This is a genomic window from Streptomyces sp. NPDC005784, assembly GCF_042871525.1.
Classification (GTDB): Bacteria; Actinomycetota; Actinomycetes; order Streptomycetales; family Streptomycetaceae; genus Streptomyces.
The window spans coordinates 69,468-93,089 of sequence record NZ_JBIAIQ010000014.1 but is presented as its reverse complement, the minus strand read 5'-3'; the positions used below and the strand labels follow the sequence as shown (position 1 = coordinate 93,089).

At 72.1% G+C, this 23,622-nt stretch carries 15 protein-coding genes and 3 pseudogenes; 6 read left to right on the top strand and 12 right to left on the bottom strand.

The genetic code is table 11. The annotated features are described in order from the left end of the window. Window positions 1–25 precede the first annotated feature (25 nt). From glgC to ACFYR3_RS22740, 3 genes are all read right to left on the bottom strand, one after another. Window positions 26–1,255, bottom strand: coding sequence for a glucose-1-phosphate adenylyltransferase (gene glgC, locus ACFYR3_RS22750; protein ID WP_389284550.1), 1,230 nt, complete (start codon window positions 1,253–1,255; stop codon window positions 26–28). 82 nt (window positions 1,256–1,337) lie between these two features. Then, window positions 1,338–2,489 (bottom strand): glycogen synthase, encoded by a 1,152-nt coding sequence (glgA, locus tag ACFYR3_RS22745; RefSeq protein ID WP_355846930.1) that lies wholly within the window; start codon window positions 2,487–2,489, stop codon window positions 1,338–1,340. An 86-nt stretch (window positions 2,490–2,575) separates the two neighbouring features. Continuing rightward, window positions 2,576–3,325 (bottom strand): (2Fe-2S)-binding protein, encoded by a 750-nt coding sequence (locus ACFYR3_RS22740; RefSeq protein WP_389284548.1) that lies wholly within the window; start codon window positions 3,323–3,325, stop codon window positions 2,576–2,578. A 209-nt stretch (window positions 3,326–3,534) separates the two neighbouring features. Between ACFYR3_RS22740 and ACFYR3_RS22735 the strand changes: the two genes are divergently transcribed. After that, on the top strand, window positions 3,535–4,953 hold the full coding sequence (locus ACFYR3_RS22735; RefSeq protein ID WP_389284546.1) for a DMT family transporter: 1,419 nt from the start codon (window positions 3,535–3,537) through the stop codon (window positions 4,951–4,953). 15 nt (window positions 4,954–4,968) lie between these two features. On the opposite strand, the gene ACFYR3_RS22730 is transcribed toward ACFYR3_RS22735, so the two are convergent. Then, complete coding sequence (locus tag ACFYR3_RS22730) at window positions 4,969–6,168, bottom strand: transglycosylase family protein (protein ID WP_355846921.1); 1,200 nt, start codon at window positions 6,166–6,168, stop codon at window positions 4,969–4,971. Window positions 6,169–6,664: 496 nt separating this feature from the next. On the opposite strand from ACFYR3_RS22730, the gene gndA reads away from it, so the two are divergent. Next, on the top strand, window positions 6,665–8,104 hold the full coding sequence (gndA, locus tag ACFYR3_RS22725) for an NADP-dependent phosphogluconate dehydrogenase (RefSeq protein ID WP_389284544.1): 1,440 nt from the start codon (window positions 6,665–6,667) through the stop codon (window positions 8,102–8,104). 261 nt (window positions 8,105–8,365) lie between these two features. Here gndA and ACFYR3_RS22720 read toward each other — a convergent pair whose 3' ends face one another. The 5 genes from ACFYR3_RS22720 to panD all read right to left on the bottom strand — a co-directional run bounded on the left by ACFYR3_RS22720 (window position 8,366) and on the right by panD (window position 12,615). Continuing rightward, complete coding sequence (locus ACFYR3_RS22720) at window positions 8,366–9,577, bottom strand: DUF4157 domain-containing protein (protein ID WP_355847111.1); 1,212 nt, start codon at window positions 9,575–9,577, stop codon at window positions 8,366–8,368. A gap of 396 nt (window positions 9,578–9,973) precedes the next feature. Beyond that, on the bottom strand, window positions 9,974–10,198 hold the full coding sequence (locus tag ACFYR3_RS22715) for a hypothetical protein (RefSeq protein WP_261706625.1): 225 nt from the start codon (window positions 10,196–10,198) through the stop codon (window positions 9,974–9,976). 916 nt (window positions 10,199–11,114) lie between these two features. Further along, window positions 11,115–11,798 carry an aspartate/glutamate racemase family protein gene (locus tag ACFYR3_RS22710; RefSeq protein WP_389284542.1) on the bottom strand — a complete coding sequence of 228 codons (684 nt, stop codon included), beginning with the start codon at window positions 11,796–11,798 and terminating at the stop codon, window positions 11,115–11,117. Then, window positions 11,798–12,142, bottom strand: a complete 345-nt coding sequence (locus ACFYR3_RS22705) for a GNAT family N-acetyltransferase (protein ID WP_355846912.1) — start codon at window positions 12,140–12,142, stop codon at window positions 11,798–11,800. The genes ACFYR3_RS22710 and ACFYR3_RS22705 overlap by 1 nt, the downstream gene beginning before the upstream one ends. A gap of 53 nt (window positions 12,143–12,195) precedes the next feature. Further along, window positions 12,196–12,615: an aspartate 1-decarboxylase gene (panD, locus tag ACFYR3_RS22700; RefSeq protein ID WP_355846909.1), complete on the bottom strand. Its 420-nt coding sequence runs from the start codon at window positions 12,613–12,615 to the stop codon at window positions 12,196–12,198. Between the two features lie 530 nt (window positions 12,616–13,145). Between panD and ACFYR3_RS22695 the strand changes: the two are divergent. After that, window positions 13,146–13,340: pseudogene (locus ACFYR3_RS22695) on the top strand (transposase); the annotation flags it as partial. Window positions 13,341–13,560: 220 nt separating this feature from the next. Here ACFYR3_RS22695 and ACFYR3_RS22690 read toward each other — a convergent pair. The 3 genes and pseudogenes from ACFYR3_RS22690 to ACFYR3_RS22680 all read right to left on the bottom strand — a co-directional run bounded on the left by ACFYR3_RS22690 (window position 13,561) and on the right by ACFYR3_RS22680 (window position 16,771). Then, window positions 13,561–14,910, bottom strand: coding sequence for a KamA family radical SAM protein (locus ACFYR3_RS22690; RefSeq protein ID WP_389284540.1), 1,350 nt, complete (start codon window positions 14,908–14,910; stop codon window positions 13,561–13,563). Further along, a pseudogene (locus ACFYR3_RS22685) lies at window positions 14,907–16,434 on the bottom strand (CATRA conflict system CASPASE/TPR repeat-associated protein). Before ACFYR3_RS22685 ends, ACFYR3_RS22690 begins: the two are co-directional and overlap by 4 nt. Beyond that, window positions 16,409–16,771: a CATRA system-associated protein gene (locus tag ACFYR3_RS22680; protein ID WP_389284538.1), complete on the bottom strand. Its 363-nt coding sequence runs from the start codon at window positions 16,769–16,771 to the stop codon at window positions 16,409–16,411. Before ACFYR3_RS22680 ends, ACFYR3_RS22685 begins: the two are co-directional and overlap by 26 nt. Before the next feature lie 142 nt (window positions 16,772–16,913). Between ACFYR3_RS22680 and ACFYR3_RS22675 the strand changes: the two genes are divergently transcribed. The 3 genes and pseudogenes from ACFYR3_RS22675 to ACFYR3_RS22665 all read left to right on the top strand — a co-directional run. Further along, entirely contained in the window at window positions 16,914–21,557 is a 4,644-nt protein-coding gene (locus ACFYR3_RS22675; protein ID WP_389284536.1) for a CHAT domain-containing protein, read from the top strand. 21 nt (window positions 21,558–21,578) lie between these two features. Then, window positions 21,579–22,835, top strand: a complete 1,257-nt coding sequence (locus ACFYR3_RS22670; RefSeq protein WP_389284534.1) for a hypothetical protein — start codon at window positions 21,579–21,581, stop codon at window positions 22,833–22,835. Between the two features lie 107 nt (window positions 22,836–22,942). Continuing rightward, a pseudogene (locus tag ACFYR3_RS22665) lies at window positions 22,943–23,464 on the top strand (DDE-type integrase/transposase/recombinase); the annotation flags it as partial. Window positions 23,465–23,622 lie beyond the last annotated feature (158 nt).

The following is a 23,622-nucleotide window of genomic DNA, read 5'->3' as shown; positions in this document are numbered from 1 at the left end:
GCCGTTGTCCGCCCGCGGCGGCCGGTCAGGGCACGAGCCGGCCCTTGCCCAGGGCGATCACGCCGCCCTTGGAGACCGTGTAGAGATCGGAGTCGCGCTCCGGGTTGACGCCGATGGTCCCGCCCGGCGGTACCTCGACGTTCTTGTCGAGCACCGCGCCGCGCACCACGGCACCCCGGCCTATCTTGACGTTGTCGTGCAGGATCGAGCCCTGCACCACCGCACCCGGATCGACGACCACGCCCGGCGACAGCACCGAGCGCGTCACCTGCCCGCGGATGAGACACCCCGCGCTGATGATCGACTCGCTCGCGATGCCTCCGGCATTGAAGCGCGCGGGCGAGAGCTGGCCGGAGCTCGTGTAGACCGGCCAGCTGCGGTTGAACAGGTTGAAGGCGGGACGCTCGGCGATCAGGTCCATGTGGGCGTCGTAGTAGGCGTCGAGGGTTCCCACGTCGCGCCAGTAGCCCTGGTCGCGGGTGGTCTCGCCGGGCACGTGGTTGTCGCTGAAGTCGTACAGCTGCGCCTCGCCCCGCTCGGTGAGCGCGGGCAGGATCGAACCGCCCATGTCGTGCACGGAGTTCTCGTCCTCTGCGTCCCGCTGGAGCGCCTCGATCAGCGCCTTGGTGGTGAAGAGGTAGTTGCCCATCGAGGCGAAGACGCACTCGGGGTCGTCCGCGAGGCCCGGCGGGTCGGCGGGCTTCTCCAGGAATCCCCGCACGCTCTGGCCGTCGGAGCCGGGGCTGATGACGCCGAAGGACGACGACTCGGTGCGCGGCACCCGTATCCCGGCCACCGTCACGCCCGCGCCGCTCTCGATGTGCTGGGCGAGCATCTGCCGGGGGTCCATCCGGTAGACGTGGTCGGCGCCGAACACCGCGACGTACTCGGGCTGTTCGTCGTGGATCAGGTTGAGCGACTGGAGGATCGCGTCCGCGCTGCCCAGATACCAGCGGGGCCCGAGCCGCTGCTGGGCCGGTACCGGCGTCACATAGTTGCCGAGCAGGCTCGACATCCGCCAGGTGGTGGTGATGTGCCGGTCCAGCGAGTGCGACTTGTACTGCGTGAGCACGCAGATGCGCAGGATGTCGGCGTTGACGAGATTGGAAAGTACGAAGTCCACGAGGCGGTACGTGCCGCCGAAGGTCACCGCCGGTTTCGCCCGGTCCGCCGTGAGCGGCATCAGCCGCTTGCCCTCACCGCCCGCCAGTACGATTCCCAGCACCGAAGGTCCACCGCGCCCACCGCGCCGCATGCCGCCGCCCCTCTACGCCCGGTCGGGACACGCCCGGACACCCGGGCCCGCCCCGTGTTTCTGAAGCTCACCTGTCCGATGGTTACCCCGGTTTGAGGACTTCCTCATACAACTGGACGGTCTTTCGGGCCACCGCGTCCCACCCGAACTCCCTTACCGCGCGCAGCCGTCCGGCCTCGCCCATGCGACGGGCCCTGTCGGGGTCGGCGAGCACGGAGTCCAGGGCCGTCGCGAGCCCCGCCTCGAAGTCGCCCTGGAGCGGCACGAGAAGGCCGGTCTCACCGTCCTCGACCACCTCGGGAATACCGCCGACGCGCGAGGCCACCACCGCCGTCCCGCAGGCCATCGCCTCCAGATTGACGATGCCGAGCGGCTCGTACACCGAGGGACAGACGAACACGGCGGCGTGCGTGAGGAGTTGGATGACATCGGGCCGGGGCAGCATCTGCGGGATCCAGTGCACGCCGTCACGCACCCCACTCAGCTCCTGGTACAGCTCGCGGAACTCCCGGTCGATCTCCGGGGTGTCGGGGGCGCCCGCGCACAGCACCACCTGCGCCGCCGGGTCGATGTCCCGTACCGCGCGCAGGAGATGGGGAACGCCCTTCTGCCGGGTGATGCGGCCGACGAACAGGATGTACGGGCGCCCGGTGTCCAGGCCGATCCGCTCCAGGACGTCGGTGCCGTGGTCGGGCCGGTAGAGGGAGGTGTCGATGCCGTTGTGCACGACGCGCACCCTGGCCGGGTCCAGGGCCGGGTAGCAGCCGAGAATGTCCTCACGCATGGCGCCCGAGACGGCGATCACGGCGTCCGCGGCCTCGATGGCGGTGCGCTCGGCCCAGCTGGAGAGGGCGTAGCCGCCACCCAGTTGCTCGGCCTTCCAGGGGCGCAGCGGTTCGAGGGAGTGGGCGGTCATCACATGCGGGATGCCGTGCAGGAGCTTTCCGAAGTGTCCCGCGAGGTTGGCGTACCAGGTGTGGGAGTGGACCAGTTCGCGGCCTTCGAGCGCGGCGGCGATGGAGAGGTCCACGGAGAAGGTGCGCAGGGCGTCATTGGCGCCGTCGAGTGCGCTCCACGGCCGGTGCCGGACGACTCCGCCGGCGCCGCCCTCGCCCCAGCAGTGCACATCGAGCTCGGTGAGAGCGCGCAACTCCCGCGCGAGGAACTCGACATGGACGCCCGCACCGCCGTACACGTCCGGCGGGTACTCCCGGGTCAGCAGTCCCACGCGCACACAGAACCCCCGTCGTAGCCCGGCTGGTGCCCCTCATGGTCACTCAGTTGAAGCCGATACGGAAGACCACGCGGGACGCCCCTGTTTCAGGTCCGGCGGGGCGCGGGCCGCGGCGGCCGGTCGAAGCAGCAGTCGCCGCAGACTCCGCCGCCGGGCACCCGGTAGTAGAGGCAGCAGCTGCGGCGCCGGAGCGTCCTCGGGTCGAGGGTGCCGGAGAGGTCGGGGTGCTCGAAGAGCCGACCGGCCAGTGTCCTGGCCCGCTCCCCCACGTCCGGGCGGGCGTGGGCGAGCGCCCAGCGGTCCAGCTGACGGACCGTACCGGCCAGGGCGGAGCCGGCGTTTCCCCACAACAGGCCCGGTGAGACGCGGTGGCGCGAGCGCAGGGCCGCGTTCAGCGGGACGAGAAGTCCGGCGCGTACGACCGAGTCGAGATCGGTCACGGGCCGGGTGCGGACCTCGGTGAGCCAGAGGTCGTCCGGAGCACTGGCGTCCGGGTCCCAGCGCAGCAGCTCCGGATCGAGGTCGGGCAGCCGGCCGCAGAGCGCCGCGGCGCCGAGCGCGATCGACCAGAAGCGGGCCGCGAGACCCTGCTGCGCCACCGACGCGGCGACCCGCGCCTCGGACGCCCGGATACTCTCCGCGACATTCTGAACGCGAAAAGTTATCGGATCCCCGTAAACCTCTCCCGGTGTCTCGGATCGCGGGTTCGCACAGGCGCTCGCGAGGGTGGGGAGGGGGCCGCGCGGCGGTACGCCGGTGCGTAGTACGAAGAATCCGCCGAGCGCGTCGAGCGCCGCGAGTTGGGGGTCGAGGTCCACGAAGAGCAGTAGTACCAAGCCCCCTAGGGTAACCACCAGTGGATCGGGCCGTGGTGTCGCCCACCCTGGGGAGGACAAGGGGCGATTCGTACTCCATCGGCAGTAGGACCCAATGACTGCTCAGGGACGACGACGAGAACTAAATCGCACGGCATCGTTGTTTCCATGGAAGCCGACCGTTCGTCGCGCCGGGGTGCTGCTCCGCGCCGTACGCAGAGGAGGGACTCATGAGTGCCCTCGCTTTGTCCGTGGTGCTGTCGTTCGTCTCAGCCGTCGCGTATGCGGGCGGGGCGATCATTCAGGAGCAGGTCGCCGTGACCTCTCCCGGCCAGACCTACGCACCGCTGCACAGGCCGGGCTGGTGGGCCGCCGTCGCGCTGACGGGCCTGGGCGGGCTGCTGCATGTGGTCGCCCTCGCGTTCGGCCCGCTGAGCCTCGTACAGCCGCTCGGTGCGCTGACCATAGTCTTCGCGCTTCCGATGGCGGCCCTGTTCGTCGGCCGCAGGGCCGGGGCGAGCGCCTGGCGCGGCGCGATCATGGCCACGGTGGGTCTCGCCGGTCTGCTGGCCCTGGTCGGCGCGTCCGACGCGCAGTCCCTGAGCAATGCCCAGCGCCTGGCGCTGGCCGTGGTGGCGGGCGGCGCGGTCGCGGCCCTCATGGCAGCGGGCCGCGCGGCGTACCGGCACGCGGCGGTGCGCAGTGTGCTGCTGGCGGTCGCGGCGGGCATCGCCTTCAGCATGTCGTCCGTGTTCACCAAGACCGTCGCGGTGGACTGGTCGCAGCACGTGTCGCTCGCCGACCTGTCGAGCCTCGCGGCCATAGGCGTCTTCGCGACGGCCGGCATGCTGATCTCGCAGGCCTCCTACCGGGGAGCCGGCTTGGAGGCGCCGCTGGCCACGCTGACGGTCGTGAACCCCGTCGTGGCGGCCGCGGTCGGCATCACGATGTTCGGCGAGACCTTCCGCTACGGCGCGACCGGCACCGCGCTCGCGCTGGGCTGCGGCGTCGTCGCGGCGGGCGGTCTGATCCTGCTCACCATCGAGCGGATCGGCAGCAGCGACCGACCCGCGACCGCTCCCCCGGAGCTCGCGGCCGCGCCAGAGGCGGACGCCGGGCGGCCGGGCGACAACGCCCACCGGCCCGCCGACAACGCTCCGGTGGCCGTCGCGGAGCCGCAGTTCCCCGAGCCGGTCGAGCCGGTCGCCCCGGCCGTCTCGGACCCGCGACTCCCGGAGCCGGCCGTCGCGGTCGTGTCCGACCTCGGCGTCCTCACGGCCACCGAGGCGACCGTGGAGAAGCTGCTGGCCGGGCTGCCCAAGCCCGCCGGGGGCGACGACGGGTTCGTACCGGCATCGCAACCGGGTGCCGGACGGGTCGTGCCACAGGCTCCGCAGACGGGCGGAGAGGGCGTGTTCCTGGCGGCTCCGCAGCCTGCCGTCGGCGGCGTCTTCGTGCCGGCTCCGCAACCTGTCGTCGGCGGCGTGTTCGTAGCGGCTCCACTCACGGCTGCCGTGCCGACGCTGGAGGTCGTCGCCGCGCAGGACCCCGCGGCCGGGGACGAGCTGCCCTTCCTGACCGCCATGCTCGGTGTGCCCTACGTGCCGATGCCGTTCGTCAACCACCACCGCACCCGCGTCAAATCCTGACGCACCGCACTCGCATCACACCCTGACGCCGCCGGCCCGGAGGTAGGCCACCGGGTCGATGTCCGAGCCGAAGCCGGGCCCCGTCCGCACCTCGAAGTGCAGATGCGGGCCCGTGGTGTTGCCCGTGGACCCGGAGCGGCCGATGCGCTGGCCGACCACCACGCTCTGCCCCGCCTTCACGGAGATCGCGGAGAGGTGGGCGTACTGCGTGTAGCGGCCGTCGGCGTGCCGGATCACCACCTGGTAGCCGAACGACCCGCCCCAGCCCGAGCTGACCACATGACCGGCCGCGACCGCCGCGACGGAGGTGCCGGTCGGCACGGGGAAGTCGACGCCGGTGTGGTAGCCCTTCGACCAGTGGGAGCCGGTGGCACGGTAGGGCGTGCCGGTCGCCGCCTGCACCGGGGCCACGAGGGAGTGCGTCTCGGCCTTGTCCGGGGTGGTCCGGTGCGGGGTGGTCCTGTGCGGGGACGTCGTGTGGGTCGAGGTCTTCTTCGCCGGCGTCCGCGTGGGGGTCTTCGAGGGCGCCTTCGTCGGCGCGTGCTGCGTGTGCGCGGGCGCCTGGGCCTTGCCGCGCAGGGTGAGCCGCTGGCCCGGCAGGATCAGGTCCGGGTCGGAGCCGACGGTGGTGTGATTCGCGGCGTACAGCCCCTGCCAGCCGCCCTGGACATGCCGGGAGTCGGCTATGCCGGAAAGCGTGTCGCCGTGCACGACGGTGTACATCTCGGCGGTCCCGGCCTGCGACTGCGGCGTGGTCTGCGGCTTCACGTCCCGCACCGAGCGCTGCTTCGCCGTCTGCGGTGCGGTCCCCGCCGGGCTGATGTCGGGGCTCGCGCCGCCGCTGGTCAGCCCGCCGTGGACCGAGCACACCGGCCAGGCGCCGGGCCCCTGGCCCTTCAGCACCTTCTCGGCGACAGCTATCTGCTGGTCCTTCGTGGCCTGGTCCGCGCGCCGGGCGTAGGCCTTGCCGCCGTACGCCTCCCAGGTGGACTGGGTGAACTGCAGTCCGCCGTAATAGCCGTTGCCGGTGTTGATGCTCCAGTTGCCGCTGGACTCGCAGGCGGCGACCTTGTTCCAGGTCCCGACATCGGCCGCGTGGGCGACTCCGGCTCCGACGAGCGGAAGCGCGATCCCGGCGCCGCCCGCCGTGACGGTGAGTGAGGCGCGGTTGATCCTGTTCGGCTGGTACCGGCGGTGCCGACCGCGTACGGCCATGAGGGAGCCCCCTAGACATGCGTCAGGAGCGGCAAAAGTAAGCGCTGGGAACTGGCCAGGACAAGGCGGCAACCGGTCGCTCCGAAACGGCAGTTGGCCGACTCCCGTACGGCCGTCGGCGCGAACGCGCTCCGCACGGTGGGTGACCGGGCCGCCGCGGGACCGGGGTGTGCCGCGCGCCCCTCCGACCCCTGTCGACATCGGATTCCCCTGTCCGGCGACGGGCAGCCGGTCGAGTCGGCGGAAGGGACTTCGCGTGAGCGGGACCCGCGTCCGGGGCGCCCGAGTCCCTCGCCGGCGGCAGCCGCGCCGTACGGCCTGTCCGAAATCCGCCCTCGCGGCGCCGTGACGTTCTCCTGCGTGGACACCTCCGACACGTCAGGATGGCCTGGGGCAATACTGGCGAGCAGCACGGACGAGTACGACCGGTGGCGCCGATACCGGGATTTTTTCGTATCGGCCACCGGACTTACCGCACTTCTTAGGAGCCAACCGAATGAGCACTTCAGCCCAGATCGGCGTCACGGGTCTCGCGGTCATGGGGCGCAATCTCGCCCGCAACTTCGCACGCAACGGTTACGGCGTCGCCGTACACAACCGCACCGTGGCGAAGACGAACGCGCTGGTGGAGGAGTTCGGCCACGAGGGCACGTTCGTGGCGGCCGAGACCGCGAAGGAGTTCGTGGCGGCGCTGGAGCGGCCCCGACGTCTGGTGATCATGGTGAAGGCGGGCGATCCGACCGACGCGGTGATCCAGGAGTTCGCCCCGCTCCTGGAGCCCGGCGACATGATCATCGACGGCGGCAACGCGCATTTCGCGGACACCCGGCGCCGTGAGCGCGCGCTGCGCGAGCAGGGCATCCACTTCGTCGGCACGGGCGTCTCCGGTGGCGAGGAGGGCGCGCTGCACGGGCCGAGCATCATGCCGGGCGGCTCGATCGAGTCGTACGCCTCGCTCGGCCCGATGCTGGAGAAGATCTCCGCGAAGGCGGCAGACGGGTCGCCTTGCGTCACGCATGTCGGTCCCGACGGCGCCGGGCACTTCGTGAAGATGGTCCACAACGGCATCGAGTACGCCGACATGCAGTTGATCGGCGAGGCCTACCAGCTGCTCCGCGACGTCGCCGGGTACTCCCCCGCGCAGATCGCGGACATCTTCCGCACCTGGAACACCGGCCGGCTCGACTCCTACCTGATCGAGATCACCGCCGAGGTGCTGTCGCACGTGGACGCGGCGACGGGCAAGCCGTTCGTGGACGTGGTGCAGGACCGGGCCGAGCAGAAGGGCACGGGCCGCTGGACCGTGCAGATCGCGCTGGACCTGGGCGTGCCGGTGTCCGGTATCGCCGAGGCCGTCTTTGCCCGCTCCCTGTCCGGACACGCCGGCCTGCGCGCCGCCTCGCGCGACCTCGCCGGCCCGAAGGCGCGGCAGCTCGACGCGTCCGAGGCCGGGGCCTTCGCGGACCGGGTCGAGCAGGCGCTGTACGCGTCGAAGATCGTCTCGTACACGCAGGGCTTCCACGAGATCATCGCGGGCAGCGACGAGTACGACTGGAACATCGACCTCGGTTCCGTCGCCTCGATCTGGCGCGGCGGCTGCATCATTCGGGCGGCCTTCCTCGACCGCATCCGTGCCGCCTACGACGCCCGGCCCGACCTGCCGAGCCTGCTGTCGGACGAGACGTTCGCGCGGGAGATCGCGGCGGCCCAGGACGACTGGCGCGAGGTCCTCGTCGCCGCGACCCGCCAGGGCGTGCCCACCCCCGGCTTCTCGGCGGCCCTCGCCTACTACGACGCCCTCCGCGCCGAACGCCTGCCTGCCGCCCTCACCCAGGGGCAGCGGGACTTCTTCGGGGCGCACACGTACCGCAGGACGGACCGCGAGGGTTCGTTCCACACGCTGTGGGGCGGCGACCGGTCGGAGGTCGAGGCGTAGGGCTGCCGCCCGTGTCGTAGGGCTGCCGCCCGGGCCGTAGGACTGTCGCCGGGCCCGGACCCCCCACCATTGCCGAAGCCGTCACGTTCCCGGAGCGGGGATCGTGGCGGCCTTGGCGTGCGAGGAGGGCAGAGTGTCGGCATGCCTGCAGCCCTCCCTCGACGAACTGGCCGACCTGTCCGAGGCACAGGGACGGGGCAGGTGAGGACCTTCCACCAAGAAGATACCGATGTCACTCCGCCCACAGCCGCTGCACTTCACTCATCGCCACCGGTGGGGTCCCGACCTGCACGTCCGGTCCCGCCAGGGGACAGTGGCTGCCTTTCCTGAGATCACGATCGTGGTACGCCTGATGACGTGCTGGTTGATGGTTTGCGCCACGTCCATGGGCACGCGCACGCAGCCATGCGAGGCGGGCCGGCCGAGGACTGGCTGGGAGTCGTGGATGCCGATGCCACGGCCCGTGCCGATATCGACATACCAGGCCATTGCATCGCCCTTGCTGTTCGTGTAGCCAGGGCCGCCCAGGAATGCAGGAGAAAAGGTCCCGGTCGGAGTGCAATTCAGGTTGTTCTGATCGGCGCAAGGATCGTGCACTGTACATGGCTGTCCGCGCCCGGACGAGATGGAACTGCCTCTCCCCGGGGATCCGTTGTTCCACTCGTACCGGATGGTTTGGCTCGTGAGGTCGATCGCGATTCGGCTGATCCACGGGTTACGGGTTGAGGGGACCGGGTCGTGGTGCCGGTCATGAGCCGCGGGCAGAGACGTGCGTTGTCCTGCCGTGGAACCGCCCTCGGCGGTCAGGGGCTCGGGTGACACGAGCTCATCGGGGCTGTCGGGGACGGGCAGGATCGGGCCGCCCGGTGGGGTGTCCCCGTCGTGGACTGAATCCTCCCGGTCCGCGTCGGCCGTGTCCGAACTCTCCCCGACGGGCGTAGCGGCGTCCTCCGCGATCCGAGACACCACCGAAGGCGCCTCAGCGGCTACCCGCAACTCCGTTGCGCAGTCGCACGGGACCGGGCCGCACCGCTGCACCGTGTTCCGACTTCTGCAGTCGGTCGACACGGCCGTCACAGCATGGCTGCCGGATGAACTGACGCCAGCCCCGGCCGGAGTGGTCCGTCTGCTGCCGGCCATCCGTTCCGCAATGGCCTCGGCTTCGCGTTCAGCAGGATCCTGCGGATGACTGACACCCAATGGTGTCCTCACGTCGGCAGCCGGAGAGCGCTGCTGGAGAACATGCGTGAGTTCATGCGCGAGTGTCCGCAGGCCGTCCGCCGAGCCGGGCCGGTAATGGCCGGCGCCGAACACGATGTGCGTTCCGATCGTGTACGCCGCGGCCCGCAGGCCACCTGCCGTCGCGGCCGCAGCCTCATCGGTGTGTACGCGCACCCGGGAGAAGTCCGCTCCGAAGCGCGCCTCCATGTCCCGCCTCACGGGGACCTCCAATGGCTTCCCCGCGGTGTTCATCACCTTCCGCACACTCCGCCAGGTGTGGCTCGCTGCATCGTGGGCGCGATGGACAGCCACAGAGAACTCACCCATGAGTCCATTGGGGCACGACCGTGCCGTCGTCGCCACCGCAGCACCACCCTCACCCCTCCCGCCACGGAGACATGCTCCCCACGGCCGCCGGGCCAGGTTCCCGACATGGTGCCGGACGAGCCGGGGACGTTGTCACCAGCCGGTCAACCCAGAGTCGCTGCAGAACTGGGCAGGCGCTGCCGGGACAAGCCGGTCGAGCGGCACCGAGCTGAGATACTCGCCGAGCCGACCGCGCCGGCCGTTGGAGAGGGGACGCCGTTCAGCGGTAGAGCGGGCAGGGGCGGGGGCCTCGCCACCTCCAGAACGTGCAGTCGGGCGAACCTAGTCCCGCTGGGCGGCGAACAGTTCCAGGTGTGCGCAGTTGGGGCAGCGAAAGGCATCTATCTGCCAGTGCGGTCGGCCCATCCTCTTGGCACCACCGAGCGGGCCTCGCTCAAGGGCGCCCTCGATCCACCGGGCGAACCCGCGAGCGCCTTGTCCGGAGTCCTCGACGAAGCCCGGCTCCAGCCCCACCACACCGCACTGAGTGCACCGAATGTTGTTCACCGGCGGAGTGTATTGAACAGGTGCGGGCCCTGGTCATCGGGGTCGGTTCCCCCTCTCCCTCGTCCCGCGTGACGGACAGGCCGCGAACTCGCACGCAGGCGTGGCATCCGGGCGGCGCCCCCGGCCGGGCGCGTGAACCCCTGTCGCTCACGCCTCCGGCCGGGCACCCGTAGAGGCCGAACGCCGGACGTCCGTCAGGACAGCGGTCCGGGCCGGGGCTGCGGTTCCGGTACCGGGTCGGGGCCCGGCGGTTTCGGGATCGGGGAGGGCGACGGGACGGGCTCCGGCCCGGGGGCGGGATCCGGGTTGGGACCGGGGACGGGATCGGGACCGCCCGGTTTCGGCGTCGGGTCCGGGAAGGGCTCCGGGCGGTCGGGGCTCGGTCCAGGGGTGGGTCCCGGCTTCACGGGGTCGGGATACGGATGCGTCATGGTGGTCCTCCAGCCAGTCGATGCGTCGGCTCTGGACTTGTCCCACGCGTACCCGGCCCGGGCGCACCCACTCACCCCGTCGTACGAGAGACGGCGACCGGGTGGGCCAACCCGGTGCACCACGAACGGCACCACGAATGTGTGGTCGGCCCACTGGGGATGCGCGCGAACCGCTGATGGGACTGGGCCCACCTGCTGGTGGGGCCGTCGGGCGTACCTGCTGGTGGGACGGGGTCTAGCCGCTGGCGGGGCAGCACCTACCCGGCGTGCACCGCGCGGCGCGCGACCCGGTGGTGGCGCAGGGCCCGCCTGCTGGTGGGGCAGGGCCTACCTGGCGTGCGCCGCATACGCCGCGCGGCGCGCAACCCGGTGGTGGGGCAGAGCCCGCCAGCTGGTGGGGCAGGGCCCACCCGGCGTGCGCCGCATGCACCACGCGGACCACAACCCGGTGGTGGGGCAAGGCCCACCACCGGGCGGGGCAGCACCTACCCGGCGTGCACCGCATGCGCCGCGCGGACCGCTTCCGCCGCCGCGGCGAGCCCCGGGCGCGGGCTCGACAGCACCGGCACCGAGGTGGTGGTGAAGCGCTGGGCCGCGGTCATGGACGCCTGGGCGAGGACGATCGCATCGGCGTCGGTCACCGCGTCGGCGGCGTCGGCCACCGCGCGGGCGCAGCCGTCCGTGTCACCCGCCTCGAACAGCGACCACGCGTCCTCGACCAGCGCCGTACGGACGTCCACGGGGCGGCCGGCCCGGCGGGCCTCCTCCTCGACCAGGGCGACGGTCGGTTCCAGGGTGCTCGTCACCGTCGCGAGGACGACGACCCGCGGGCCCGCGGCCACCGCGGCGGCGGCCATCGGACGGTCCACGCGGAGCACGGGCACCCCAGCGTCGGCCCGCTCGGCGACCGCGCCGATGGTCGAGCAGGTGCAGAGGACGACCCGCGCGCCGTCGGCGACAGCCCCGGCGAGCAGCGACCGCACGTCGTCGGCCACCGCTTCGGGCCCCTCCCGCCGGGCCCTCGCGAGAAGTTCCTCATCGACCAAGTGGCGCAGTTCCAGGCCCGGATGGGCCTCGTCGCGCAGCGCGTCGAAGACGGGGACATGCGTCGGCGAGGTGTGCAGCAGGGCGAGCGGTCCGGACCGGGGCGGGATCGGCGCCCCGGCCATCAGAAACGTCCCGGATGCGCCGCAAGCCACTCCATCGCGGCGGTCAGCAGCGCCGGGTCGGCCGCCGGAGCCTCCTCGGGGTGCCGCGCCGCCCACTTCACGACGTACGGGCAGAGCGGCGCGACGACGACGCCCTCGCGTGCGGCGATGCCGTACAGCTCTCGGGCGAGCGAGCCGGCGATGCCCTGACCCTCGTGCGCCGGTTCCACGATGGTGTGCACGGGGACGAGGGCTCGCGCGGGCTCTTCCAGGACGAAGTACTCGATGTGCCCGACCACTTGGTCACCGGCGAACGCCTCAAGGCGGCCGGCCGGCCGGTCGTCGCGGATCTCGATGTCGCTCACGGGCACTCCTCGGGTCCTCGGTTCCAGGGGTCCTGCGATGCTGCCGTCGCGGATCAGGCGGTGACGGCCTGCGGGCTGCGCTGCTGGTCCGAGCCCGGTACCGGCTCGGACGGGTCGGCGCCGAGGGACACGATCCGGTTGTCGCGGTCCACGTGCACGACGCTCGGCCGCAGCGCCCGAGCCTCGGCGTCGGCGACCTGAGCGTAACTGATGATGATCACCAGGTCACCGGGATGCACGAGATGGGCCGCGGCTCCGTTGATCCCGACGACCCCCGATCCGCGCTCCCCCTCGATGACGTACGTCTCCAGGCGGGCGCCATTGGTGATGTCGACGATGTGGACGAGCTCACCGGGCAGCAGATCGGCGGCGTCGAGCAGATCGGCGTCGATGGTGACGGATCCGACGTAGTGCAGGTCGGCCTGGGTGACCGTGGCACGGTGGATCTTGGACTTGAACATGGTGCGCAGCATGTTGAACTCCTGGAAGACGGCTCCCTGCCCACTTTTTGCAGGTCAAAGGCGTCCCACACTGTACATCGACACGCCTTGAACTCGAAGACTTCCAGGAACATCGTGTGCTGCTGCGACCAGGCACCCCGCCTGCGCATTTCTGCGCCGACCAGGCTGCCGCGGGACCACCGACTCGGCCATATACGAAGAACCGTGCGGGACTGATGCTGAGTGGACGCTGACTTACCTGACGTCTCGTTAGGCGAGTTGGGGATCGGTAGCACGCGGCCCGCCCAGAGTTGATTCGGCCCCTGCCCGTAGACGAGTGCGAGCTTGGAGCGGGACCGAGAGGTGGACTCACTTGGTATCGCCGCGGTGAGCAGACGCGCTGGGGTCTACCCAAGCGTCGGTATCACCTGGACTCAGGTTGGCGTTTAACATCGCGGGTCACTCGGCCTGCTGACCTGCGGTTCTTCCCGGGACAGCGAAGGCGGCCGTTCTCCACGCTTCGAGATGTCGAGTCACAAAGCACGAGAGAACGGCCGCTGCCCATGAGTCTGCCCGTCGATGTGCCCGGAAGCGAGGCGTTGGGGCGGTTGTCCCGCTTTCGGGTCGAGTTCTACGAGTGTCTCTACAAGCGGGCGGACGCGCTCTTCGAGCTCGCCGACGCGGTGCTGTGCGCGGACGGGCCGGTGAAGACGCTGGTCGAGCTGTCCCTGGCGGCTGAGCACCGGCGTGGGCACGGAGCCCGGCGCGGCTGCGCCGCGTGCTGGCCGGCCTGCCGCGGCCGACAAGGGGCCGTCGGTGAAGGAGGTCAGCGGTGGGAGGCCACCCATCCTGCGCTCCGCCGACGGATGTGTCGTCCAGCTGACAGGGCTGTGACGGCGGCTACTCCCCGGTCTTGGGGGAAGCCGCGTTCGCGCCCCGCCTCCGGGTCCGCGATGCACCCGTCCAGCGACATGGCGGTCAGGCGGTCGGTAACCCCGGCAGGAACTCCTCCGCCCCGAACGCCGGGCGGAGGTCGGTGAGCCAGATGGCTGTGGGGTCGTACGCGGCGAAGAAGGGCCTGCCGACCAGGTCCGGGACACGTGCCTGGACCAGGTGGAGGACGAGAACCCGGGTGCCCGCGATGTCCGCGGCGCCGTCGACGCAGACCTTGCCCGCGGTCGTCGACATCACCGGTCCGCGGACCGTCCTGGCCAGTCCCGACACCTGGGCGTAGGCGTCACGGAAGATCTCGTAGGCACGGACCAGCGGCACCGCGAAATAGTCCCGGGGGCCGGTGTCGCGCTCCACGAACTGGTAGTACGGCACCGCCCCCAGCCGGGTCACGGTGTTCCACAGCTCCGCCCACACGGCCGGGTCGTCGTTGATGCCGCGCACCACCGGGCCCTGGCAGCGCACGACGGCACCGGTGTCGAGGATCCGACGCAGCGCGGTGCGCGCGATCTCCGGCCGCAGTTCCTGCGGATGGGTGAGGTGCACCACCACCGCCAGGTGCCGACCCCGCGGGACCACCTTGGCGAACAGCCGTAGCAGGGCGTCGGCGTCCGGATCAGTGACGAAACGGTACGGCCAGAAGGTCAGCGCCCGGGTGCCCACCCGCACCGACTGCACCGAGTCGATCTCCAGCAGCGGCTCGATGTACCGGCGCAGCACCTCGGCCGTCATCACCAGAGGGTCGCCGCCGGTCAGCAGCACGCTGGTGATCTCGGGGTGGGCCCGCACGTAGGCGAGGGCGTCGTCGGCGTCGTCGGTCGCGATCCGCAGCTCCGGCTGCCCGACGAACTGCGGCCAGCGGAAGCAGTACGTGCAGTAAGCGTGGCAGGTCTGGCCCTGCCGGGGAAACACCAGCGCGGTCTCGGCGTACTTGTGCTGCACTCCCGGCACCGGCCTGCCGTCCAACGTGGCTCCGTTGAGGTCGAGTTGTCCGGCGGGGTGTGGATTCAGCCCGGCCCGGACCGCATTCGCGGCCCGCCGCACCTCGGCCGACGGGGCCTGCCCGGCCACGAGCCGTGTCATTCGGGCCAGGTCGGGTGCGGAGAGCATGCCGGGCTGGGGGAAGGTCAGGCGGAAGACCGGGTCGGCGAGCGGCCGCGACCAGTCGATCAGCTCGTCGACGACATAGGAGTTGGTGCGAAAGGGCAGCACCGCGGCCACCGCCCGCAGAGCCAGCTGGTCCATGGCGGACAAGCCGGCGCGCTTCGCCAGCGTGTCGAGATCACGGGCCGTGAAAGCCCGGAACCGCGGCGCGGAGGGCCGCCCCCGTCCGGCCGAACCGATTCCGGCGGACACGGAGGCGATCGGCTCGCTCATCCGGCCCGCCCCCTCCGCCACGTGACCACCCACGCCCCGGCGCCGACCCCCAGCGCCGTCGGCACGCTCACCCCCGGCGGAGCCACCCCGTCCCCCGCCAGCCGGGCGGCCAGCGTGACCGCCGTCCAGGCGGCCGTGGCCCCCAGCGCGCCGCCCGCCAGCGCGTCCACCCACCGGTACGGAGCACCGGCCGGCACGCCGCCGACCCAGCGCAGCAGCACCAGCGGGAGCGCGAACGCCAGTGCCGCCGACAGGGCGACGAGACAGGTCTGCAGCGCGGCCGGCACGGGCAGCCGGTAAGCGAAGGCCTGCACGGTGGTGAGGGCGGTGACGACCGCGCTCAGCACGGACGTCTGGATCAGCGTGATGCGTTCGCGGTGCTCACGGACGGCACGGTCGATCGCCTCCGCCACCACCCCCCGCGCCGCATCCGACCGCTCCCGCGCCGCCTCCAAGTGGACCAGGTCTCCGTCCACTTGGAGGGCCAGAGCCTGCGCGGCGCCGCTGTCGCGGGCGAACAGTGTGGGCCCTTCGCCGTACCGGCTGACCTCGGGAACGTAGCGCCTCATGTTCTCCAGTGCCGTGTCGACGGTCCGCCGCAGCTGACGCAGCCGGGTGGTCCGCCAGATCAGGCCCGTCGGACGCAAGCGCTCTGCGTCCAGGCGCCGTTGGGACCGGGACAGGTCCGGCAGCGACGGCGCCCAGTCAGCGTCCTCCGGGCGTACGCCGACCAGGACGGAGCGCACCGCGTCGTCCGAGGATGCGACGAGTTCGTCGGCGGCGGCCGACGCCCGGTGCACCCGCGCCGCGTGCCTGGCCTTGGAGGCGTGCAGCAGGTACCGGGCGAACGGCATCAGCCCGTTGTGCCCGGCCGTGGCCCATATCCACCGGTCCAGCGCCCGTTCCGCCGTGTCCGGGGCGAGCACCGCGAGGGTCCGGCGGACGGCGACGCCATCGGTGTCCGTAGCCTCCCAGAGCAAGAAGTCGTCCCGCGTACGGTCGTGCCCCGCGTGCAGGGAGCCCGGCGCGACCGGCATCGCCGCACGCACCGACGCGTCCAGGCGGCCCGCCGTCGCCTCACGACCCCGCCGAAACAGCGCCTGGTAGAGCAAGATTTCACCGAGTAAGCCCTTCATGGGCGCCGCAGGATTTGGCACCGCCCCCCGCCACTCGTCACGCAGGGCCGCCCAGCCGTCGGCCAGCACGCCGCCTTCGACGTTGGGCGCCAGCATCGCGACCAGGCCCAGCACATCGTGCTCGACGAACACGAACGCCGCGTACACCTCGCCGCCACCGAGCGGCCGACACGCCGTGGCGATGAGCCGGAACGCCGACGCGTGGTACGGCCCCGAGGGTCAGGTCCGGGCCAACGGCCGCGCCAGGCAGCGCCTCCGTCATACCGAGGGCGCGGCAGCCCTGCCACAGCGTGCCGAGGCGAGCCCGCGCCGCATCGGACCCGGCACGAGCGGGCGCGAAGCAGGCCACGAGCAGCGCGGGCCTACTGGTCGTCGGAACGCGACGCATCCCCGCTCCCGGCCCCCCGTCCCGGCTCCAGAACCAGATCCAGGTCGGTGACGAGCGCGTTGCGCTCCTCGACGAGGTCCGGCGGAGCGGGCAGCTCCCCCGGACCGGGCACCTCCGAGACGCGCCGGGAAAGCACCTCGATCCTGCCCAGGTGGAAACGGAAGCCAAAGACGTCACCCCGTTCCCCGGCCCTGCGCAGTTCGGCGAGGTGGTCGCCGAGCCGACGCCACTGCTCGACGGTCAGGGTGAGCAGTTCCCCGGTGTCCGGGTCCGGCTCGGTCAAACTGCTCACGGCCTGCTGGGCGTGAGCCTTGTCCTCGGCGTCGAGCGGGGCCATCGGTCTCCTCACGGTCGTAAGACGGCTGTTCGGATCCTGAATACGCCATCTGACGCATGGCTGACTACCCATGACAGATCGTTACCATTCAGCTCACGGGCGGTCGGTCCGGGCGCCTGGGGACCTAACGGGGACATGCCGTATGACGGATCACGCTGCCCGCGAACGAGTGCTCACCGACCTGGGGACCCGGCTCACCCTGGCCATGCGGAGCGGCGACGCGTCCGAACTCTTCGATCCCGCGTGCGTCGAGGACATTGGTCTGGTACGCGCACTCGCTGTCGGAATACGGCCCGGCGCGGGGTTCGGGATCGATGTCGGGGCCGCCCACCTCGCGTCCTGGGCCTGCTTCGTACGGGCCCGTGCGCTGGAGAGCGTGGCCGGGCCGGCGGAGCGGGCGACGGCGGAGGAACACGCACTCGGCCTCGGTCTCGCCGTACACCTGCACGGGGTATCCGCATGGGAGCTGCCACCGCTGTACGACATCCTCCTCGACGCCGTACTCGATCCCCCGCCTGGCACGGCGGACCCCGGCGGCCTGGAGGACGCCTATGACCGGCTCACCGGAACGCTGTTCGGGATCTGGCAGACGACCGGGGCCATGGACGTTCTGGCCGGGACGATCGCCCTCTGGCGCGGGGCACTCCGGCATGCCCGACCCGGCCCCCGCCGCACCTCCTGCCTCACCGGACTCGGTACCGTCCTGCACGCCGCGGCCGCGTCGACCCGGGTGGTGGCTCAGCTCGACGAGGCGGCCGAAGCCCTGGGCGAGGCTGCGGCGAGCGCCGTCGAGGACGACGGCAACCGCGGCATCGCCCTCAACAACCTGGGCCAAGTGCATGTGACCCGGGTGGAGTTCCGCCCGGAGGGCACCGACCTCGACGACGCCGTCACCGCCTTCCGCCGCGCCGCCGACGCCGCGGAACCCGGCAGCCACGACCGCGCCCTGCGGCTGTCCAACCTCGGCGGCGCACTGCTGCGGCGCGCAGAGCGGGGCGGCGGCGCGGCCGATGTACGGGCCGCCGTCGACGCGCGGCGGGTTGCGGTGGCCGAGGCTCCCTCCGATGACCCGTTCCGCTCCGAGTGGCTGACCGGCCTGGCCGGGGCCCTGCGTGCGCTGGGTGAGCGGGGCGACGACGGGGCGGCCGGCGAGGCGCTCGACGTCCACGAAAAGGCGCTCGCGGCGAGCCCCCCGGACCCGGACGGCCCACCGCTGATGCTGGGGCTGGGCCTGCTCGCCGCCCAGCTGGCCGGCCGGACGGGCGCCGTCGCCGACGTCGACCGCGCGATCCATCTCCTGCGCGCCGCGCTGCGGGAGCTGGACGACGACTCCGAGGCGCTGAGGGACGTACACATCTCCCTCGGCGAGATGCTGTGCCGCCGCCACGGCCACAGCCCCGACCGGGAAGCCCTCGACGAGGCGATCGCGCTCCTGCGGGCGACCGGACCCAGCCGCTCACCCCACCGGCTCGACAGCAGCCGGATCATCCTCGGCCAAGCCTTGTACCAGCGCTTCCTGGACGACGGCGACGAGACGTCCCTCGACGAGGCGGTGGGTCTCCTCGCCGCCGCGCTGCCGGCCGACGCACACCCCGACGAACAGCCCGGCCCCCGTCTCACCCTCGTCCACGCGCTGCAGGCCCGCCACGGCCGCACCCGTGACCCGGCCGATCTCGATCGCGCCATCGCCCAGTGCCGGGTGGCCGTACGGATCGCCGCCGCCCGGGACCTGCCCGGCGGCCCGGACCCCGTCCCGGGGCTCCTGCTGGCCGCCATGGTGGTCAGCAGGTACACCGGTTGGTTCGACTGGGACGGCCCGCCGGGCCCGGACCTGCCGCCCGGCGGCTTCTTCGCCCCCGCCCCGGGCGGTCCGACAGGGGACCCGGCACTGCTTTACGAAGCCCTCGACGTTCTCCGGCCCAGCGCGCCCCCCGATACCGCGGACCCGGACGACGACGGCACTCGCACCGCCCTCGTGTCCCTGCTGACAAGGCTCCTGTGCCGGCACTACGACCGGACGGGCGACCGCACCGCCCTGGACGCGTCCGTCGCCGCGCTGGAGCGGGAACTGCCGGCCGGCCCCGGCGACGTCCCGGAACCGGGCCTGCGCACCGACCTGGCCGATGCTCTCAAGCGGCGCTACGAACTCGACGGCGACCCGGCCGACTTCGAGCGTGCCCGGACTCTGCTGCAGGCTGCGGTGGACCGGAAGCCGCCAGGCAGTACCCGACTCGACGACATCCACGCCCGCATCCACCTCGGCACCATCCTCATGTCACGTGGCATCCGCGCGGGCGACCTGGCAGCCTCCGACGAGGCGGTCACGGTCCTGCGGACCGCCCTCGCCGAACTGCCGTCGGACACCGAACCGATGATCAGGGCCTGGTGCGCCGACAGCCTCGGCAACGCGCTGCTGGAACTCCATGAGCGGGCTGACGACGACGAGGCCCTCGACGAGGCGGTGCGCAGCTACCGCATCGCCGTGGACGACACCGACGACCCGGAGTCCCGTCCTGCCCGGCTGTCCAACCTGGGCAACGCGCTCACCCGGCGGTACGAGCGCACCGGCGACACGGAGGCCCTGCGCGAGGGCGTGGACCGGCTGCTGGAGGCGGTCCGCCTCACCGGCGAGGGGCATCCGAACGGGGCAGGGCACCGGCACAACCTCGGCGGTGCCCTGTTTCGGCTGGCCCGCCGCACATCCGACCCCAGGGTCGCGGAGACAGCGGTTACCGTACTTCGCGAGGGAGCAGAACTGGCCCCGGCGGACTCGATGCTGCAGACCAGGCTGCTCAGCACACTTGGCTCGGCGCTGCGCACGTGGAGCGACCTCGACGGCGGATTCAACCGCCTCGCCGAGGCCGTGGACGTCCACGAGCGGGCCGCCGCCGCCATGGCGGCGGACGACCCCGACCGGCACGCCCAATGGGTCAACGCCGCCGGCGCGCGCGTCGAGCACGCGGTCCGTACGGCCGACCCCGCGGCCCTGGACGAGGCCATCGAGCGGCTGCGCGAGCTCGCGGATCACGCTCCTGGCAGTGCGGCATGGGTGGCAGTCCGGTCCGGCCTGGGCGGGGCGCTGTGCTACAGGCTGAACTACCGGGACAGCGCAGAGGACCGGGCCGAGGCACTACGGCACTATCGCGCGGCGTACGACACGCTGTCCGCCGCGCCCCCGGACCGGGCCCGGGCCGCCGTCAGCGCGGGGCGACTGGCCCTGCGGTGCGGTGACGTGCCGGCGGCGGGCGAGGACTTCGCCCGTGCCGTGGAACTCCTGGACGAGGTGGCCTGGCGTGGGCTCGGCAGGCCGGACCGGGAGCGGCTGCTGTCGGAGTTCGGGGGTGTGGCGTGCGACGCGGCAGCGTGCGTGATCGCCCAGGGTCACGGGGAGCGGGCCGTGGAACTGCTCGAACAAGGCCGTGGCGTACTGCTGACGCAGACCCTGGACGCGGCCTCCTCCCTCGACGTCCTGCGCTCCGCGCACCCGGCGCTCGCGGATGCCTACGCCGAGCTGACGAGGGAACTGGAGCACCCGTCCGAAGCCGGCTCCGGCGACGGGCACGTGACGGCACGCCGTACGGCGGCCCAGGACGCCGGCGCATGGGCCGAACTCGCCCGCAGACGCGAGGAGGTCCTGCGCGAGATCCGTGCCCTGCCGGGTCAGGAGCGCTTCCAACGGCCGCCCGCCGTGGCGGAACTCCTCTCCGCCGGCCGCGAAGGCCCGGTCGTCCTCGTCAACGTCAGCGAACTGCGCTGCGACGCCCTCGTGGTCACGGCGGACACCGTCACCGCCGTACCGCTGCCCGTCCTGACCCGGTCGGCGGTCAACCGCCGCACCGACCTCTTCCTGCAGGCCGTGGGCACGGCCGCGGACACGACGGCCGACGACCACCTGCTCGCGGTCGCCGAACGCGAGATCCTGGGCACCCTCACCTGGCTGTGGACCGCGGTCGCCGAACCGGTGCTGACCGCGATCGGGTGCACGCAAACCGTTGCGGCCGACCACCCCGGACCCCGGCTGTGGTGGTGTCCCACCGGCCTTCTCACCCTGCTGCCCCTGCACGCCGCCGGACCCTACGCCGAGGACGGGACGGGTATCGGTGCGCTCGACCTCGTCGTGTCGTCGTACACGCCGACCCTGCGCGCCCTCGTGCACAGCAGGCGTGCGCGTGCCTGGTGCTCCCCGGCGAACGGGGCGCCCCTGGTCGTGGCGCTGCCGACGACCCCGGGCGCACGGCCGCTGGCGGGTGCCCGGCGCGAGCTGGAGCACCTCAGGAGGCTCAGGTCGGACGGGCGGTTCCTCGTCGGAGCGGACGCGGTCGTGGAGCAGGTCGTGAAGCTCGTGGCCACCCGCCCCTGGGTCCACTTCGCCTGCCACGGCGAGCAGGACCGGAGTCGGCCCGGTGAGGGCGCCCTGCGCCTGTACGACGGGCTCCTGCCGCTGCGCCGGATCGCCCGGCTCGACCTGGCGGACGCCGACCTCGCCTATGCCTCGGCCTGTTCGACCTCGCGCGGCGGCCCACTGCTCGCCGACGAGTGCCTCACCATCGCCAACGCCCTGGTCCTCGCCGGGTACCGGCACGTGGTCGGCACCCTGTGGGAGATGACCGACGCCTCCGGCCCACGGGTCGCCGCCGCCGTCTACGACATGCTGACGTCCGGCGGGGCGGTGGACCTCGACAGCGGCGGCTGCCCGTACGCCCTGCACGCCGCCGTACGGGAACTGCGCGGCCGGCGGCCCGCGCACCCAGCCGCCTGGGCCGCCCATGTCCATGTCGGCGCCTGACGCGCACCCGAGGGAGAAGCCATGGCCGAGTTGGACGGCAGCGCGCGGCTGCGTCGGCTGATGGACCGTTACGTCGACGGCGACACCGATGCCCTGATCGGCCCCGAGGCGTCCGGTCACGCGGCGGCCCTGCTGTCGGCGGCGGCACCGCCCGTGCCGTACCGCACGCTGAGCACGGGCGGTCTTGCCGGAGTGCGCCTGGACGAACCGGTGCTGGACGCCTTCCACCTGCTCGCCCGCTTCCACGCCTACCGGTCCCAGGAGTACGCCGGCCGCGGCCCCGAGGCACCGCTGGCCGTGGAAGCCGCCCAGGCCTCGGTGGTGCTCTTCGCGCTCGTGCACCGGACGCGGCCGGGGTCGGTGCCCCCGAAGTGGCGGGGCGGCGCCGGTGAACTCGCCAAGGAATCCGCCGAGTTGTGGCGGTCGTACGCCACCCTGCTCTGCGGCCAGGGCCGCGCCCATGGCGACACCGGCCTTGAGGACCGCGGTATCGCTTGGTACCGCGGGCTCGCCGGGCACCTGCCTCCGGGCGACCAGCAGCGTTCGAACGCCCTGGTCGGCCTCAGCGGCGCCTTGCTCTCGCGCTACACGTTCCGGGGAAACCGCGCCGACCTCGACGAGGCCGTCGAAACGGGACTGCGCGGCGCGGACGGTCGGCCGCCGCTGGACGTGGGCCGCGCCAGCGCGCTGAACAACGTCTCTCTCGCCCTGCGCACCCGCTTCGAGCACTTCGGCCTGCCCGCCGACATCCACTGGGCCGTCGACACCGGCCGTCGGGCCCTGGCCGCGTGCCCCGCCGACGCCGCCGACCGCCCGCTCGTCCTGGGCGCGCTCGGGGCCACCGTCCGGGTCCTGAACGAGCACACCGGGAAGCCCGCCGAGCTCGCCGAGGCCGTGTCACTGCTGCGCCGGGCGGTCGCCGCCATCCCCGGCGGGCACCCCTTCCTCGCCACGCACCGCAACAACCTCGGCTGCGCCCTCGTGCGGCAGTACGAGTGCGGTCCCGGTGACAGCCCGTTGCTCGACGAGGCGATCGAGCACCTGCGGCGCGGCACCGCCCAGCCACACCCTCGCCGGGGCGCCTACCTGGCGAACCTGGGCTCCGCCCTGTACCGCCGCTGGACCGACGCGCCCCGCCCGCGCCCGGCCGACCTCCGCGAGTCGGCGCGCGTCCTCACCGAGGCCCACCTCGCCCTGGGCCCCCATGACCCCGACCGTCACACGATCGGCCTCCTGCTCGGCGAAGTGTGTGAAACCCTGCGACGGGCGGAGAAGTGAAACCCGGCAGTCGCGTGCGAGACGGCGGTGGGGCATCAGCCAGCCGCAGATGCGCTCGACAACCGAACCCGGCCCGGGTGCGGTTCACCCGCGCGTTCCCCGGCGCCGAGCGCCAGGCCGAGGAGAAGCGGACCGTGAGCGAGATCCGCGCCATCCGCGTCGAGCATCATGGCGCCTACGGTGCCCCGCGTGTCCATGCCGAACTGCGTGCGAGGGGACGGAGGATCAACCGCTGGGAGTACCCCCGCTTGCGGGGGAGCGTCACCCGGCTGATACGGATCAACCACGTCGTCGGCCGGCACCTGCAGAAAAAGCGGACGGCGATCGCGGACAGGACCGCGCCGCCCGCGCCGGACCTGGTGATGCGCGACTTCACCGCGGACACGCTGAATACCAGGTGGTGCGGCAACATCACCTACATAGCCGTCGGCCCGATCCGACTCTATCTCGCCACGGTGATCGACATCTGCTCCAGGAAGATGGTGGGCTGATCAATCACCGACCACATGCGCACCTCGCTGGTAACCGACGCGATCGAAATGGCCGTGTCCGCCCGCGGTGGCCGGGTTCACGGCCTCGTTTTCCACATGGACAGGGGCGCCCAATACAACGCGGCCGCCTTCGCCGAGTCGTTCTTGGGCCTTGCCCCTTCCTCCGTCGGGCCCCGGACTGGACGTGGGAGCGGGATGCAGTGTTTGACCGTTACCGCAGCCCGGTTTCGCCGTGAGTCCACTGCGGGATACCCCTCGGCTGCCGTGCAGGGCAGCCACCCGCCGTGGACGGCTCC

Bases quoted from the DNA above. Each gene is read 5' to 3' on its own strand.
- glgC (WP_389284550.1), bottom strand. From the start codon at position 1,255: ATGCGGCGCGGTGGGCGCGGTGGACCTTCGGTGCTGGGAATCGTACTG.
- ACFYR3_RS22735 (WP_389284546.1), top strand. From the start codon at position 3,535: ATGAGTGCCCTCGCTTTGTCCGTGGTGCTGTCGTTCGTCTCAGCCGTC.
- ACFYR3_RS22730 (WP_355846921.1), bottom strand. From the start codon at position 6,168: ATGGCCGTACGCGGTCGGCACCGCCGGTACCAGCCGAACAGGATCAAC.
- gndA (WP_389284544.1), top strand. From the start codon at position 6,665: ATGAGCACTTCAGCCCAGATCGGCGTCACGGGTCTCGCGGTCATGGGG.
- ACFYR3_RS22720 (WP_355847111.1), bottom strand. From the start codon at position 9,577: ATGAACACCGCGGGGAAGCCATTGGAGGTCCCCGTGAGGCGGGACATG.
- ACFYR3_RS22710 (WP_389284542.1), bottom strand. From the start codon at position 11,798: ATGGCCGGGGCGCCGATCCCGCCCCGGTCCGGACCGCTCGCCCTGCTG.
- panD (WP_355846909.1), bottom strand. From the start codon at position 12,615: ATGCTGCGCACCATGTTCAAGTCCAAGATCCACCGTGCCACGGTCACC.
- ACFYR3_RS22690 (WP_389284540.1), bottom strand. From the start codon at position 14,910: ATGAGCGAGCCGATCGCCTCCGTGTCCGCCGGAATCGGTTCGGCCGGA.
- ACFYR3_RS22680 (WP_389284538.1), bottom strand. From the start codon at position 16,771: ATGGCCCCGCTCGACGCCGAGGACAAGGCTCACGCCCAGCAGGCCGTG.
- ACFYR3_RS22675 (WP_389284536.1), top strand. From the start codon at position 16,914: ATGACGGATCACGCTGCCCGCGAACGAGTGCTCACCGACCTGGGGACC.
- ACFYR3_RS22670 (WP_389284534.1), top strand. From the start codon at position 21,579: ATGGCCGAGTTGGACGGCAGCGCGCGGCTGCGTCGGCTGATGGACCGT.